13 protein-coding genes are annotated in these 15,546 nt (G+C 43.0%); 6 read left to right on the top strand and 7 right to left on the bottom strand.

All coding sequences use genetic code 11. The features are described from left to right. The 4 genes from OP489_RS10765 to OP489_RS10750 are packed head-to-tail and all read left to right on the top strand — an operon-like array spanning window position 1 to window position 4,443. Window positions 1–987 (top strand): ABC transporter ATP-binding protein, encoded by a 987-nt coding sequence (locus OP489_RS10765; protein ID WP_266161984.1) that lies wholly within the window; start codon window positions 1–3, stop codon window positions 985–987. Further along, a complete protein-coding gene (locus OP489_RS10760) occupies window positions 984–1,940 on the top strand; it encodes an ABC transporter permease (protein WP_266161983.1) in 957 nt (318 codons plus the stop codon). The genes OP489_RS10765 and OP489_RS10760 overlap by 4 nt, the downstream gene beginning before the upstream one ends. A 12-nt stretch (window positions 1,941–1,952) precedes the next feature. After that, window positions 1,953–2,786 (top strand): ABC transporter permease, encoded by an 834-nt coding sequence (locus OP489_RS10755; protein WP_266161982.1) that lies wholly within the window; start codon window positions 1,953–1,955, stop codon window positions 2,784–2,786. A gap of 55 nt (window positions 2,787–2,841) precedes the next feature. Then, window positions 2,842–4,443 carry an ABC transporter substrate-binding protein gene (locus tag OP489_RS10750; RefSeq protein ID WP_266161981.1) on the top strand — a complete coding sequence of 534 codons (1,602 nt, stop codon included), beginning with the start codon at window positions 2,842–2,844 and terminating at the stop codon, window positions 4,441–4,443. 132 nt (window positions 4,444–4,575) lie between these two features. Here OP489_RS10750 and OP489_RS10745 read toward each other — a convergent pair whose 3' ends face one another. From OP489_RS10745 to OP489_RS10730, 4 genes are all read right to left on the bottom strand, one after another. Further along, window positions 4,576–7,173 (bottom strand): LuxR C-terminal-related transcriptional regulator, encoded by a 2,598-nt coding sequence (locus tag OP489_RS10745; RefSeq protein WP_266161980.1) that lies wholly within the window; start codon window positions 7,171–7,173, stop codon window positions 4,576–4,578. A 68-nt stretch (window positions 7,174–7,241) separates the two neighbouring features. Continuing rightward, on the bottom strand, window positions 7,242–8,207 hold the full coding sequence (locus OP489_RS10740) for an ABC transporter permease (protein ID WP_266161979.1): 966 nt from the start codon (window positions 8,205–8,207) through the stop codon (window positions 7,242–7,244). Further along, window positions 8,204–8,944, bottom strand: a complete 741-nt coding sequence (locus OP489_RS10735) for an ABC transporter permease (RefSeq protein ID WP_266161978.1) — start codon at window positions 8,942–8,944, stop codon at window positions 8,204–8,206. The genes OP489_RS10740 and OP489_RS10735 overlap by 4 nt, the downstream gene beginning before the upstream one ends. Window positions 8,945–8,956: 12 nt before the next feature. Then, complete coding sequence (locus tag OP489_RS10730) at window positions 8,957–9,898, bottom strand: ABC transporter ATP-binding protein (protein WP_266161977.1); 942 nt, start codon at window positions 9,896–9,898, stop codon at window positions 8,957–8,959. Between the two features lie 235 nt (window positions 9,899–10,133). On the opposite strand from OP489_RS10730, the gene OP489_RS10725 reads away from it, so the two are divergent. Further along, window positions 10,134–10,865: an HAD family hydrolase gene (locus OP489_RS10725; RefSeq protein ID WP_266161976.1), complete on the top strand. Its 732-nt coding sequence runs from the start codon at window positions 10,134–10,136 to the stop codon at window positions 10,863–10,865. A gap of 352 nt (window positions 10,866–11,217) precedes the next feature. On the opposite strand, the gene proC is transcribed toward OP489_RS10725, so the two are convergent. The 3 genes from proC to OP489_RS10710 form a co-directional block, all read right to left on the bottom strand. Beyond that, complete coding sequence (proC, locus tag OP489_RS10720; protein WP_266161975.1) at window positions 11,218–12,009, bottom strand: pyrroline-5-carboxylate reductase; 792 nt, start codon at window positions 12,007–12,009, stop codon at window positions 11,218–11,220. 119 nt (window positions 12,010–12,128) lie between these two features. Further along, window positions 12,129–12,590, bottom strand: coding sequence for a threonine/serine exporter family protein (locus tag OP489_RS10715; protein WP_266161973.1), 462 nt, complete (start codon window positions 12,588–12,590; stop codon window positions 12,129–12,131). Continuing rightward, entirely contained in the window at window positions 12,587–13,369 is a 783-nt protein-coding gene (locus OP489_RS10710) for a threonine/serine ThrE exporter family protein (RefSeq protein WP_266161972.1), read from the bottom strand. The genes OP489_RS10715 and OP489_RS10710 overlap by 4 nt, the downstream gene beginning before the upstream one ends. 596 nt (window positions 13,370–13,965) lie before the next feature. Between OP489_RS10710 and OP489_RS10705 the strand changes: the two genes are divergently transcribed. After that, window positions 13,966–15,489, top strand: coding sequence for a peptide MFS transporter (locus OP489_RS10705; RefSeq protein WP_266161971.1), 1,524 nt, complete (start codon window positions 13,966–13,968; stop codon window positions 15,487–15,489). The last annotated feature ends 57 nt before the right edge of the window (window positions 15,490–15,546 follow it).

The following is a 15,546-nucleotide window of genomic DNA, read 5'->3' as shown; positions in this document are numbered from 1 at the left end:
TTGAGTGAGGATTTATTAAAAGTATGTCATGTCAACAAAACCTTTCCAATCAAGGGCGGAATGTTTTCCAAATCTAAGGGCTTTGTACATGCAGTTGATGATGTCTCCTTTACGATTCACAAAGGAGAAACTTTTGGGCTTGTTGGTGAATCCGGCTGCGGAAAAAGCACGCTTTCCCGTACAATTCTTCAGCTGATCCCGGCAGACAGCGGCGAAGTGATCTTTGACGGAAAGGATTTGAGAAAGCTTTCTAAAAATGATCTTCGTAAAGAACGTCAGCACATGAGAATGATTTTTCAAAAACCATTTGATTCTTTAAATCCCCGGCAGACAGTGCGGGATATCATAGGAACACCAATTCGAATTCATGAAAAATGCAGTGCAGAAGAAAGAGAGAAACAAATTCTGCAGTTGATGGAAAGAGTAGGGCTGCCGTCAGCCTATATTGATCGATATCCGCATGAATTTTCCGGCGGACAAAGACAGCGTATCGGAATTGCTCGTGCGTTGGCGATGCGGCCAAAGCTGATCGTCTGTGATGAACCGGTATCGGCGTTGGACGTTTCCATTCAGGCACAGATTTTGAATCTCTTGAAAACGCTGCAGAAAGAAGATAAATTAACTTATCTCTTTATTTCTCATAATCTTTCAGTTGTCAACCATATGTCCGACCGGATCGCGGTCATGTATCTCGGTTCTATCATGGAAATGGCAGAAGCAACGGAACTTTATCATAACCCGCTGCATCCCTATACGCAGGCACTCCTTTCTGCGATTCCGGATCCTTCCGTGCCGGATAAGCCGAATCGGATTATTTTGCAGGGAGATATTCCAAGCCCGGTCAATGTGCCCCAAGGCTGCCGTTTCTGTACGCGCTGTTGGAAAGCAACGGATCGCTGCAGCAAAGAGCGTCCTCCCTTTTATCATTTAAAAGACGGACATGCAGTTGCCTGCTTTTTATATGAAAAGGAGGGAGATGTACAGTGAAAAACTTTATCCTGAGACGACTTGGAACGGCAATTATCATGCTTTTTGCAGTCATGACAATTGTGTTTATCCTGGTACATATGATGCCAGGTGATCCGGTCTTGCAGATGCTTGGAACTGATACGAACCCCGATCCTGTTGCGGTAGAGTCGTTACGTTCTCAGTTAGGACTCGATAAGCCGATTTTGCAGCAGTATGGAAGTTGGATTCTAGGAGCGTTACAGGGAAATCTCGGACAATCCTACAGCGAAAAGATTCCGGTTATGGCTTCTATTGGAACCCGGCTTCCCCGTACGTTGGAACTTGCATTTGTTGCAATGATTTTAGCTTGTATTATTGGCTTGCCGCTCGGTGTACTTTCCGCCCAAAAGAGAGGCAAAATTTCAGATTTGATTATGACGACCGGCGCTTCCCTGGGAACTTCTATTCCGGTTTATGTGCTTGGTTACCTATTTATTATTGTTTTCAGTTTGGATATTTTCCATTTTGGTTTTGCAATGCCCTCCAGTGGATATACGGATATTTCAAAAAATGCAGGAGCACATTTTTTAAGATTGATCTTGCCGGCGTTTACGCTGGCGTTGGGAATTGCAGCCTCGATTATGCGAATGACGCGCTCTTCTGTTTTGGAAGCTTTATCGAGTGAGTCTGTAAGAGCACTTCGTGCAAAGGGATTAAAGGAGCACGTCGTTATTTCCCGCCACGTTGTGAGAAATGCTTTTATTCCGGTTATCACAGAAATCGGATTACAGATGGGAAATTTGATCGGCGGAACAGTTCTTTGCGAAAATGTATTCAACTGGCCGGGCTTGTCGACTTTGTTGGTTAAATCGATCAATGCACGTGATTATCCGCTGATTGAAGGTTGTGTATTGGTGATGTCGGCAATCTTTATTCTGACGAATGCTCTTGTGGATATTCTCTATGGATTATTAGATCCGAGAGTACGGTAAGGGGGTTATCTGATGAATACAATAAAACGGTGTTTTCGAAATAAAAAATTTGTTTTTAGTCTGATTATCCTGTTGCCGATGATCTTTATCGCACTGTTTGGATCTTCCATTGCACCCCATGATCCATTGGAGATGCATACGACGAATACGCTGGCAGCTGCCAGTGCACAATTTCCGATGGGAACCGATGAATACGGACGCTGCATTTTTTCCCGGTTGCTTTATGGAATTCGACCTTCGCTTACTGTTTCGCTGGTAGGAACTTTAGGAGCATTTCTAATCGGTTCCTTTTGTGGACTGGTTGCAGGTTATATTGGCGGAAAAGCTGGAAATGCTATTATGCGTACCGTTGAAACCATTCTATGTTTTCCGGCAATTCTGCTGGCAATGATGGTGGTTTGCCTTTTCGGAGCGGGGGTCCAAAATCTGACGATTGTAGTGGCAATTTTATATATCCCGCATTTTGCCCGTATTGCCAATTCGTCTACGATCAAAGTTAAAAAAATGGAATATGTTGAAAATGATATTTCCGTTGGTCAAACAACCCCTAAAATATTGATTGGAACGATTTTTCGAAACATTTTTTCTCCGTTGATTATTCAGATCAGTCTAACGATTTCCAGTGCGATTCTTTTGGAATCCGGACTGAGCTTCCTGGGGTTGGGCGTACAGCCGCCGGAACCTTCCTGGGGGCAAATGATCGGAGACGCAAAAGCATATTTGAGCGTTAATATGATGTATATGCTCTGGCCTGCACTTTTTCTTTGTCTTACAATTCTTGCGGTGAATCTGATGGGCGATGCCCTCCGTGATATTTTTGATCCGAAACTGCAAGACAGTTTTTGATCATAAAATAAAAAAGCAAAAAATACGGCAATTATGAAAAAGGAGGAATCAAAAAATGAAGAGTAAGTTATGGGTGAAATTGGCAGCAGGCGTGCTGTCAGCAGCGATGGTGATCTCTATGGGCGGCTGCGGAAGCAGCACTAGTTCCGGGACTGCTTCCGGAGCGAGCAATTCTGCAGCAGCGGCAAACAAAGCAGATTCTCTTACAATTGGGTTGAGCGCAGATCCTTCCACATTGGAACCAATGGTTCAGTCCGGACAGGCAGTGCGGTTAATTAAAATGTGTATGTACCGCGGCCTTCTGGCTTATGAATCAGACGGAAGTATTGGAAATGAAATCGCGGAGTCTTATGAAGTAGCAGATGATAATGTTACTTATACGTTCCATATCCGCCAGAATGCAAAATTCCAGGATGGCAGTGATATCACGGCAGAGGATGTTAAGTTCTCTTTTGAGCGTCAGCTTGATGCGTCGGTATCTGCTACTTTCCGGAGTGATTTTGCCAATATGCTAGATCATATTGATGTAGTGGACGCAAAAACAGTTAAATTTGTACTCAAACAGCCTTGTGCTCCATTTATTGACTATTTGACACTTCCTGAAGCAGTAATTGTGTCAAAAGCATGGTGCAATTCTCACAACAATGATTTGAACGCCAATCCTATGGGCAGTGGTCCTTATACACTGGAATCTTGGGATAAAGGCCGCCAGATCACATTGAAAGCATTTGATGGTTTCTATAAAGCAGGGAAACCAGAAACAAAAGAACTGAATTTTGTTGTTACGACCGACAATACCACTCGAGTAAACTCCTTAAAGAGTGGAGAAGCAGATTTGATCGACTATGTAGGTGCAAATGATGCAACTGCATTGGAAAAAGACAGCAACTATACAGTAGATGTTTCCGAAGGACCGTTTATGTGCCTGCAGATCAACTGCACAAAGGGACCTCTTGCAGATCCAAAAGTTCGTCAGGCAATCGCCTATGCAGTTAACCGTCAGGGCGTTATCGATACCGCATTTATGGGCCGCGGCACTGCAATGTATGGTTTCCCGACAATTAAAGGACAAAACGGATACGACGGAAAATATGATAACTATTTCCAGTATAATCCTGAAAAAGCGAAAGAGCTTTTGAAAGAAGCTGGATATCCCAACGGATTTGATGTGAAGATCCTTTCAACTTCTACCTATGATTTCCATAAGCAGACAGCGTTGGTCGTTCAGGATAGCCTCAAAGCAATTGGAATCAATGCAGAAGTAGAACTGCCCGACTGGTCCACTCGTATTCAGCGTTCTAACACCGGAGATTACGATATCCTGGTCAGCGGAACCGCTGGTAATATTGTGGATATGGATTGGTGCACAAACTATTTCCAGAGCGGAGATACTCGTATGAACAGCGCTCCTGGATTTAGCGATGCAACAGTCGATTCACTCTTAAAGCAAGGACGCGAAACATTGGATGCTACAAAGCGTGCAACAATTTATGATCAGCTCCGCGAGCGGATTTTGGAACTCTCTCCGTTCGTATTTATTAACTATCGTGAGCAAATTTTCGCAACCTCTGCAGATGTAAAAGGCTTTGTCAATCTTCCTGGTATTCTGACTTATAACTCTGGAATTACGCTGGAAGATACCTATAAGGCCGCATAATTAGATTTTAAGACTCATTATTCTTCTAGTTTTTCTTTAGAGTCCATTCAATTAAGACAAGGGAGGCAGTCTCTTTATGAGATTGCCTCCCTTGTCTTATGTTTTTTGCACTAAAATAATTAATTGAAAGGACTATGAAATGAGGCCAAGCCGTTTTCCCTCGGATGTTGCAGCGAGCCGTGAAGAAACACCAAGCTTTCCATAGACGCTGATCAAATGCGTTTTTACAGTGGAAAGCGAAATACAGAGATCCTCTGCAATCTGCTGGTTTGTTTTTCCTTGCGCAAGCTCAATGAGCACTTCTGTTTCGCGGGAACTAAGTAGGCTTTTTTCAGCTTTTGGTGTATCGCTAGAACAGACCCGTATCGCATCACGGACAAAAATCCGTTCCGGCTCGCTTATTTTGTCAGAGAGTTCTGCGTTGAAATTGTCCCAAAGTGGGTTTACTGCATCTCGATCCACATAAAACGGCTGAAAAATTCGATTTTCCCATGCGTAGTAAATCGCTTCGCGCAGCAGATTATTTTGCTGCCGTCGCCCGGCTGGTGTAGAAGAGTCAGTCATGTGTAAAAGGAGCAAATCTGCTTCTACAAGGCGCAGAGAGTTTCCGTTTTCCCTCGAAAAGGAAAGGACGCTTTTAATAATTGCTTTTGCTTTTTCGCGGTTTCCGCTCTGTAAATACAGCCTTGCACATAAAAGTTCAAATGAAAGACTGGGAGAAATGCTTTTGTTTGGGTATGTCTCAAATTCTGCCAAAATTTGTTCTTTTAGTTCGGGCTGCATGTAACCAGAAAGATTCAGCTCTGCCATCAGACGGTCAGCCCAATGAATAACATTGCTGGATTTTATGATTCGCAGAATCAGTTTTGCACCTTCTTCTGTTTCGCCGCGGAGCATATGGTATTCCGCCAGATTGTAGTCAAAACTGTAAAGAATCATATTGCTGGGCATTGCTGAGCTTGTGACCATTGCACGGGCGGCCTCTAAATTTTCAAAGGCCTTGTCAAGTTCCATGCGCTTAAGGTAGACTCCGGTAATGCCAATGTGATAGTCATATTCCTGCATGAAAAGAGAAACTTCACTTTCTTGGATTCCCTTAATTCTTTGGTAATCCTCAAGTGCGTCATTCAAATGACCGGTCTCTTCATTCAGCTGTGCTTTTAGAGCATAAATATAATACCGAAATTCGAGAGAATCGAAGCAAATTTTCTCAGCGTTCTCCGCAAACTCTCTCGCCGCCTTATACTGCCGATCCATAATCATTAGATTGGCAACACCAAGCTGAATAAAGGCAGCGGTTTCTTTTCGCATTCCATATTCTTTAAAATCTGAAAGTGAAAATATATGGGGAAGAACAGAGGGACCTCTCTTTGAAAGTAAATTATACGCATACTGAAGTATTTTACAAAAGGGGGTATCTTTCCAGGCTTCAATCGCAGATTTGCATAGTTGATCAAACTTTTCTATGTTGCCGATATCGACGTAATAAAACATTCCACGCGCGGCGAGGTCAATGCTTTTTGCGACAGTGTCAATTGGAATTTGGCTGATATATTCTCCAGCTTCGGTGTTGATTGGCATTTCTAAGATATTCTGTGTTGCTCCGTCATAATTCTTTGCCTGTAAGAAAAGCCTTGCCGCTTCGCTAGAGTCACCTTCCTGTGCAAAACTTTCTGCAGCTTTACATAAAATTTCTTTTTGCTCCTGTTCCGGCAGTGCCGAAAATTGCTGCCGAAGATACTCACCAAGAATATTGTGGTAACGATAGATTCCTTTTTCTTCATCAATGCAGATGACAAAAAGATTTTTGTCTAGTAAGTTTTCCATCATAGAGTCAAAGTTGAGCGCTCCGAAAAGAACAGAGCAAATTTTTTGGTCAAACCATGAGAGTGAGCCAGTCCGTACAAGAAATGTCTGCTCTGTGGGCGAAAGTTTTTCAAAAATTTCTCGCGTCAGATATTCTGCAACGAAACCGCCGCCTTGTTTTAGAAGATCGCTCGAAAGTTCTCCGCTTGCTGCGGCAAGCTGAAGTCCACCGACCCAGCCTTCTGCAAAACTGCTGATTTTTTCCAGCTGCGTATCGTCGGACTTAAGCTTCATGGTTTTACGCAGAAATTCCATACTTTCGTTTCGGCTGAGTTTCATGTCTTCGCCGGAAAGATACAACAGCCTTCCAGAAACGGCCAATGCGCCAAGATATACCGGGGGCTCTTCACGGGAAAGAAGAAAAAGATGAAGATTTTCCGGCATTGCCCGAAGAAAGAACTCAAAAGAATCGACAAGTGCCGGGTTAGTGATACAGTGAAAGTCGTCGAGGATAATATAATAATCGGTGCTGCTGCATAGGCGGTTAATTAAGAAAACAAGATTGCTTTTTACTTCGTGCAGTTCAAACATCGGGCTGGGCTGAAGGCCAAAATCAATCTTTTCGTTTAGAAGGGAGCCTGCTGCCGCAAAAAAATAGTGCCAAAATGAAAATAAATTGTTGTTGCTCTCGTCGAGAGAAAGCCATGCCGTATTTTTTAGGCCAGTTTCAACAAGAAACGACGAGAGCAGTGTTGTCTTGCCCATACCTGCTGCGCCCTTTATAAAAATGATACTCATTTCATTGCATAGTTTGAGCTTTTGAAACAGAGTACGGCGAATAATATAATCCCGCCGCGGGCGGGGCATTTTTAGTTTCGTGGAAAGAAGAAAAGGTTTCTCTTCTTTTTTGACGTCAGCGCTCATGGGCAATCCACTCCTAAAACTGGTATTGCTTTGATTGTAAACCGCCCGTTCTGTTTTTGCAAGAGCCGTCATACCCGCTCCACATAATCATGCTTTAGTTTTCGATAGGCCAGACCGAACATGACAGCGGAAAATAGAATGATATAAATGAGAGGGAACAGGTGCTGCCATTCTTCTCCGTTTTGAAGGTTGATCGCGAATTCGAGAAACTGCTTTTGCGGGAGGATGTGAATCAAATTGTCAAGAAATGCGTTGCTTTTGCTGAAGGAGTAAAAGGCACCGGCAAGCGTTGAGGTAACGATCAAGATAGAATTGCCAAACATGTTTGCATTGTCAGGCTTTTTGATAAATGTGTTGAGAAACAATGCAAATGTGCTGCCCAACATAGCAAGAAGAAGCAGTAATCCAGCGTATTGAGGCAGGGAGAAACCGATATCCCACCCCACTGCTTTCATGACGGCGAGCATGCCGAATGACGGCACAAATGAAAACAGACAAAAAAGGAAATGTGCAGCGAGATATCGCCGGAACGACAGCGGAGACGCCGCAATGCGCAGAAGCTGATTTTGCTCTTTATCGTCCGCAAACGGGAAAAAGTAGAAAAATACACTTGTGCCGAGAAAAACCATGAGGAATCCGATAATATTTACTCCGACACTCCGGTCGCTTTTTTGTGCCGGAATTTTTGCCTGCGGATTCTGCAAAAGAAGCTGCAGCATGTCTTTAAAATCACTGCCGCGAAGAGTTTCAATATCAAATTGGCCATTCCCTTGATCGGTGACGATGGCATCATATTTTTGGGAAATAAGTTGTGACATAGGGGGCTTTTGTTCCATAATTTCTACGCTGAGATCGTTTGAATTGATTTTTACCGCACTGTTGTCTGTTACCAGTGCAATATGGCCTCTGATTTGTTCAGCGCCAGTCATATAGACAGCGAGAAAAATGGAAAGAAGTGTGATTGCAAGCATGATGATAACAGAGGGCAGACGGCGAAAGATACGGCTAAAATTATTCCGAAGTACGTTATTCATAGATAATCCTCCGCTCGAAAAGTTTTTTGGCATCCAAAAATACACAGAGCACTGAATGCTGTGCTAATGAAAAGAACCGGCAGTACACCGGACAAGTTATTGTCATAAATGACAGCGAAAAAGACATCAATCAGCAGCTTTACAGGAGAAATACGCGAGATGGTCGCAAGCGTGGAACCAAGACCATCGAGTGAGAAAAATGCTCCTCCTAAAAAAGCAATGACTGAGACAAATAGACTTAAAATGGTGCTTGCTGTTTCTTCACAGTGAAAGATACAGCAGAACAACACGCCGAGTGCTGCAGAACTAAATTCAACGGGGATCATCATCAAAAAGATCCAGCCGATATTTTGACCGCCAAGATTGATTCCAGCAATCAGCAGAATGACTGCAACCAGCAGATGAAGAATGTAATCAAATACGAACGAAGCGAGCATCTTCGAAAAGTAGATTGGAAATTTTCCGCACGGCGAAGAGAGAATCCGCAGATTTGGCTTTTTGATGTCACGCTCCATAAAACAGTTTGTGGCCGTCATGGCGCCTTCCATCATGCCGAAGATCAAAAAGGATACCGCATAATAGTTGTAGGCGTCCATGGCATTCGCGTAGTTTCCACTTGTAAGGAAACCCATAATCAGGATCATCACAATCGCAAAAACCAGGTTAAAGTTGATCAGAACCGGATTCTTAAAGTTGTTGGATAGATCCATTTTAAAAATTTGAAAAAAGCGGTACATTTTATTTCCCCCTTAATCCCGTAACTTTCGGCCGGTCAGCTTGAGAAATACGGTTTCAAGGCTGGCTTCTTCGCCTGCAATATTGCGGATGTGGGCGCCGGCGTCCGAAATCAGTGAAATGATGCGGTCAAGGTTTTCCACGCCGCGCAGGGAGACAATATCAATCTTGTTGCCGTCTGATTTTGCTTCTTTGACGCCTTCGACATCATAAAATTCTTCAGCAGGGATAGGAGAGCCTTCTTCCAGCTCGATGTGATAGCACTTTTCGCTCTGAATGTTTTCTTTAAGTTTTTCTTTTGTTCCCTCAGCAATGATCTTACCGTGGTCAATGATGATGATGCGGGACGAAATGGCTTCAACTTCTTCCATGTAATGCGTGGTATAAAGAATGGTGATGCCGTCTGCCTGCAGCTTTTTAATGGAATCAAGAATATGGTTGCGCGACTGCGGGTCAATACCCACGGTTGGTTCATCCATAATGACCAGTTCTGGGTGATGTGCAATGGCACAGGCAATGTTGAGTCGGCGCTTCATGCCCCCTGAAAAAGTTTTGACCTTGTCCTTTCGCCGGTCGGTTAGACCCGCAAACTCCAGAGCTTTTTCCACGGCTTCATCGAGATTTGGACCACGCAAACCATAAAGCGAGGTAAAAAAACGAGCATTTTGTTGGGCAGAAAGTTCTTCGTAGAGTGCAAGATCTTGTGGGACAACGCCGAGTTTCTGCTTGTAAGCGCGCAGGTGGCTGCGGTTGATTATCTTTCCATCGTAGGTGATGGTCCCGCTGTCACGTCCGAGTAATCCAAGTAAAATGTTAATCGTTGTGCTTTTTCCGGCACCGTTTGGGCCTAGCAGGCAGAGAACTTCCCCTTTTTCGATCGAGAAACTGATATTATCGAGGACGCGGTTCCCTTTAAAGCTTTTTGAAAGGCTATTGATTTCTAATAATTTTTCCATATCGTTCATCTCCTGACTTTATGATACTGCACGATCCGGAATTTGAAATCAACCATCCGGTTGATATGAGGGGATGATTTTTTGATCCTTTCCGGGTCATCCGGCGACCGTTAGGGGGTGTACTTTACTTTTAGGGTGGAATCCTCTATACTAAAAACCAAATATGGTTAAACCGCACGATGCGCATTCTAGCCGCATGACAGAAGACCGCGCGGAGGAAAGGAGAGCGATTTCCATGGCAAAGACGGCAGCTTTTTTTGACATTGACGGTACGATTTCCCGTGAAGGACTGATCAGCGAGATGTTTAAAAAGATGATCAAATACGAACTGATTGATCCCAGTAAGTGGTATGAGGATGTTGAACCCGCATTTACGAGATGGGATAAACGTGTTGGAAATTATGACGATTACCTTCAAAAGATGGTGGATATTTATTCGGAAACGGTTCAGAATACAAATTCCTTTCATATTTTGTACATTGCAAAAAGGGTGATTGAACAGAAGGGTGAGCGTGTCTACACCTACACTCGTGACCGAATTCGTTGGCATCGGGAGCATGGACACCGGGTTATTGCAATTTCAGGTTCGCCGGTAGAACTGGTACGTGAAATGTCCGAAAAGTACGGCATGGATGATTATCGCGGCACGGTTTACAAAGTCGGTCCAGACGGACGCTACAGCGGTGAAATCATTCCAATGTGGGATTCCGAGAGTAAGCAATGCGCTGTACTCCAAATGGCAAAGCAGTATGGAATCGATCTTTCTGAAAGTTATGCTTATGGAGATACAAATGGCGATTTTGCCATGATGAAATTGGTGGGGCATCCTGTAGCGGTCAATCCGACTCGGGAATTGCTTGCCCATATCCAGAAGGACGACGCTCTTCGGAAGAAGATCGTTGTTATCGTAGAGCGCAAGGACGTAATTTACCGTTTAAACATGGAAACTCTTAACTTTGCAGATTAAAAAATAAAAATTGAGCAGGAACTGGTTCCAGGAATATTATCTCCTTGAAAGGCCACAGGGAACGTGCTTCGCCCTTGGCATCGTAGAAGTACCACCGACTTGGCAGTATAAATTATGTAAACTTATTTACGTTGTCATCGCGGTTAATAAGGACATAGGATACTGAGTGATTCGTGCAAATAGATAAAATGTTAAAATGGGCTTTTAGAATCGACACTATTCATTCAAAAAACAGCTATAACAATACTTTTTTATTGGTATTGTTATAGCTGTTTTTGTTAATTGCTTATTTTGTTTTGAAAAGTGCTTATATCATTAAAAGGGAATAAATACGCTTTTCCCTAGTGGACGATTACATGCTGCGCGCTTTTTGCACACAGGCACTGACTGCTTCGATTAAGCTGCTGCGGAACCCTTTCTCTTCAAGAACTCTGACTGCTTCTATCGTTGTGCCAGCCGGTGAGCAAACCATATCTTTGAGCTCTGCCGGATGTTTCCCTGTTTCCAGCACCATTTTTGCACTGCCCAAAACTGCCTGAGCTGCAAACTGGTAAGCGAGTGCGCGGGGCATTCCTTCCATTACCGCTCCGTCTGCCAGTGCTTCGATCATAATATCCACATAGGCTGGCGAACTTCCGCTTATGGCCACAACTGCATCCATCATGCTTTCGGAGACAACCGCACATTTTCCAAATCCCTTGAGAAGGGAACAAACGTAATCCATTTCTTCCGGAGTTACTTTTTGATTGGCACAGGCGGCGGTCATGCCTTCACCGACCATGGCAGGAGTATTAGGCATTGTTCTGACCAGTTTGATTTCGCGTCCGAAAAGGCCACAGACCTTTTCCATCGTCATACCCGGCGCTATGGTGACAATCAGAGTGCTTTCCTTAACACAGGGCGCTATTTGATGGATAACATCGGCATAATACTGTGGTTTGACCGATAGAACAACAATATCGCAAGCAGCTACAGATAAATTATCGTTAGTTACGTTTACATTGAGCGATGTCTTGGTCGCCTCCAAGCTAGCTGCGGAGAGGTCTGAGGCCATGATTTCATCAGCAGGTAATAATCCTGATTTAATAATTCCCCTCATCATTGCTTTCGCCATATTTCCAGAGCCTATAAATCCTAATTTCATCGAACCACCCTTTCTTTGTATCTGATATATCTGAATCAGAGTATCCGTCTGAACCGAGCAACTAATTCCGTCAGCCGGCAATCTGTTTCTTTACATTTTTAAAAGTATTACATTAGGGTTTACTTTTCGTCTTTTTTGGGTTCCTTTTTCCAGCCAAATAATTGATAAGGTAAAGAGTAAGCCAAAATAATTCCTAACGCAATTAAAAGCATAATTTTGATGCTGCTAAGTCCGTTTGCAACTGATTTTGTATTTTCCCCCGTCAGAATATAGTAGGCAAAGTAATAAATCCCAGCTCCGGGGACTAGGGTAAAAATTCCACAAATTAGGAAAATAACGGATGGGGCTTTTCGTAAAGTTGCAAAAGCACGGGAACAGGCAGCCAGTCCAATCGCTGCAAGAAGGGTAGCCGCATAAATGGAATGAAAATAACTTTGTGCAGCAAGGTAAATTAGCCAGCCAATTCCACCGGTAAATCCACAAAAAGCAATATGTTTTCTGGGTACTTCAAATAAAACAGCAAAAGCCGATGTCCCAACGATGGCTGCAACAATCTGAAGTAAACTTTGCACCATCGTCATAATATTGCTCCCCCAAAAACCAAATTCCAGCTTTGAATGGCAAGCCCAACTCCTCCTGCAAGGCATCCGGCTGTTATCAACGCATCGACAAGTCGAACAAGCCCCGTTAAATAGTCGTTCTCTAAAAAATTTCTGATGGAAATTGTTAAAGCGACCCCCGGTGTCATGGGAAAAATAGAGCCGATAATCATTCGATCGAGATTGTTGCCCAGTCCTATGTAGTACAGCGCGCAGTTAATTAGAGCTGCGATCATCGCGCCAATAATTTGAGTACTCAGACTGGAGGACGTAAATTTTGGTGCTATTCGCTTTATAAAAGCATATGCGAAGCCCCCTGCAATGAAAGCGGACAGACAATCTCCCATACTGCCCAAAAATAAATAGCAGAAGCAGAAGCTACCCAATCCTGCCGATAAAATTGTTTTCCATCCGTTTGCGAAATGCCGATTCCGGATTTCATCAACTGCCTTGCGCGCGTCTTCCGGCGTACAGCGATTCTCAGAAATCTTACGAGAAAGATTGTTCAGGGCATCCACAAGGGACAGGCGAATGGGACGAATGGGAACGCAGGTAATTTTACAGCTGTAATCGGTTCCGCTTTTTGATAGAGCAGAAGCGAAAATTCCGTTTGCAATGGCAAATGCTTTAAATTGTCGAACTCCATACTGAGAGGCTACAGTTTCCATTGCTTCTGTGGCACGGCTGATTTCACCTCCATTTTCCACCATGGTTTCTCCGATCATAATAACAAGATCAAACCGTTCTTTTTCATCCATCATATGCTACTCCAAAGGTACAGTCGAATAATAACGAAATTTTCATATATATAAAAAATTTAATAAATTTTTTTACAAATTTGAATTTCAAAAATCCATACAGAGATGTTATCATGCGGCCTTTGCTTTGTCAATCCTTTTTTACAGGAGAATTAATTGGGTTGTTATTTATTCAATTTTGAAATTTTAAGACACAATTTTTAAAATTTATTTATTAAAATTTATTTATTATATTTGACTAATAAAATTTATTATTTATTGTTAATTTTGATTTAATTATTTTGATTTTTAAAATAACGATATAAAATTAACTTTATTGGCATACTTTTAGAACAGAATAAGCAGCTTCAACTTAAACAAAAATCAAAAGAAGTACTGCTGATGAATGTGTATAAAAAGACCAAATAAATTTGTTGATATTGAAGATTGACTAAAATAAATCGAAGGAGTATCTTTGGATTTGTAAGTTCCAAAATTTTATATTTATGAAATTTATTTTAGTAAAACAAAAACAAAGAAAATTAGGGGGAAGGAGGAGCAAAGGCAGATTTTGAAGCGCCAGTTCATTTCAGGAATCCGTATTTGAAAGGAGACCAATCATGGAAAGACAAAGCAAAGCATTGACCACACCAGATTTTGCCCACGACAAAAGATTTTTAGGGCATCCCAAAGGAATGTTTACGACTTCGTTTATGGCGCTGTCGGAGGCTTTCGGCAACTACGGGATGACCGCAATTTTAATTTATTATTTGTACACCTCTGTTTCTCAAGGGGGGCTAGGCTTTTCTCAGAATGAAGCGGCACAGCTTTTAAATGTTTACAATTCGCTGGCATGCATGGCAGGAATTATCGGAGGGTTCGTTGCAGACCGTTTCCTTGGGATACGGCGTTCCATGCTGGTCGGTTATTCGATTAAAACAATTGGTTATCTGCTTCTAGCGATTCCGGCTGGCGGGAAGACTTTGTATCTGATCAGTCAGCTGGTTCTGCTGATTGCTTCCATGAGCATGGGCAGCAGCTTGTATGCTTTGGCTGGCAAGCTGTATGGAAAAACGGATACCCGGCGTGACAGTGGATTCAGTATCATGTACATTATGAATAATGTCGGAGCGATAGCACCAATGATTACTGGCGCGCTGGCAATGCTCTTTAACTACAACGTAGGCTTTTTGTTTGCAGGAATCCTTCAGGGCGTTGGCCTTGTAATTTACCTTTTGACCTCTGATAAATTATTTGGAGATGTCGGAACCAAACCCGATGACCCTGCTCCCGCCAACAAAAAGAAAAAGCTTCTGCTTCAATTTTTTATTACTCTGGTTGTCCTTTTCGGAACCATTATAACTCTGTTTGCGACAGGTGCTGTTTCCGTAAAAGTATTCTGCAATGTAGTAAGCACAGTCAGCATCTTTATTCCGTTGGCTTATATCGCCATTATTATGACCAGTAAGAAAACAACACGTGTTGAGGCCAAAAGACTATGGCCGTTTCTGTGGCTGTTTGCCTGTAACTGTTTCAATATGATGGTTTGGTTTCAGTCGACCAGCATCTTGGCAATCTACGCAGACCAGAGAGTTAACCTCCAGCTTGGCCCATGGACGATGACACCGGCTTCGTTCCAAACAGTTCCTGCAGTTCTCGCCGTCATTTTCGGCAGTGTCGTGAGCTGGCTGTGGACTAAGATGGGTAGCCGTCAACCGTCTACAACATTGAAATTTGGAGTCGGTACTGTTTTTTATGGGGCGAGCGCTCTGTTTATGGTGATTCCTTATACACTTTTCCCTGCAAATGTGAAAGTGAGCCCGCTTTGGCTGATTATGTTCTATGTACTCAATATCTGGGGCGAAGCGATGACGTCACCAGTCGGCTTTTCAACTGCTACCCTTTTAGCTCCTACCGCTTTCACTGCGCAGATGGTAACGGTTTGGAAACTGGGTCAGTCTACGGGAGCTGGGTTGAGTTCTCTCGCTGTAAACTTTTATACGCCAGGACATGAGGCACAGTATTTTGCCATTATCGGAGGAGTTACTGCTCTGTTGGGAATTTCGCTGTGGATCTTCCATAAGAAAATGCAGAAGATCATTGAGACAAAAGAAGAGCCAATTGATAACGTTCAGGCTGGATGAGACTTTTAAAAAGCTAAAAGCTTAATGAAGCTGTAAAGATAAAAACTATTTACATTT

The organism is Caproicibacterium sp. BJN0003 (assembly GCF_026314295.1).
In the GTDB taxonomy this organism is placed as follows: Bacteria; Bacillota; Clostridia; order Oscillospirales; family Acutalibacteraceae; genus Caproicibacterium.
This window is presented reverse-complemented; position numbering and strand designations above follow the sequence as displayed.

Coding starts and splice junctions, on each gene's coding strand:
- OP489_RS10735 (WP_266161978.1), bottom strand. CDS start 8,944: ATGTACCGCTTTTTTCAAATTTTTAAAATGGATCTATCCAACAACTTT.
- OP489_RS10740 (WP_266161979.1), bottom strand. CDS start 8,207: ATGAATAACGTACTTCGGAATAATTTTAGCCGTATCTTTCGCCGTCTG.
- OP489_RS10705 (WP_266161971.1), top strand. CDS start 13,966: ATGGAAAGACAAAGCAAAGCATTGACCACACCAGATTTTGCCCACGAC.
- OP489_RS10725 (WP_266161976.1), top strand. CDS start 10,134: ATGGCAAAGACGGCAGCTTTTTTTGACATTGACGGTACGATTTCCCGT.
- OP489_RS10750 (WP_266161981.1), top strand. CDS start 2,842: ATGAAGAGTAAGTTATGGGTGAAATTGGCAGCAGGCGTGCTGTCAGCA.
- OP489_RS10745 (WP_266161980.1), bottom strand. CDS start 7,173: ATGAGCGCTGACGTCAAAAAAGAAGAGAAACCTTTTCTTCTTTCCACG.
- OP489_RS10730 (WP_266161977.1), bottom strand. CDS start 9,898: ATGGAAAAATTATTAGAAATCAATAGCCTTTCAAAAAGCTTTAAAGGG.
- OP489_RS10715 (WP_266161973.1), bottom strand. CDS start 12,590: ATGACGATGGTGCAAAGTTTACTTCAGATTGTTGCAGCCATCGTTGGG.
- OP489_RS10710 (WP_266161972.1), bottom strand. CDS start 13,369: ATGATGGATGAAAAAGAACGGTTTGATCTTGTTATTATGATCGGAGAA.
- OP489_RS10755 (WP_266161982.1), top strand. CDS start 1,953: ATGAATACAATAAAACGGTGTTTTCGAAATAAAAAATTTGTTTTTAGT.
- proC (WP_266161975.1), bottom strand. CDS start 12,009: ATGAAATTAGGATTTATAGGCTCTGGAAATATGGCGAAAGCAATGATG.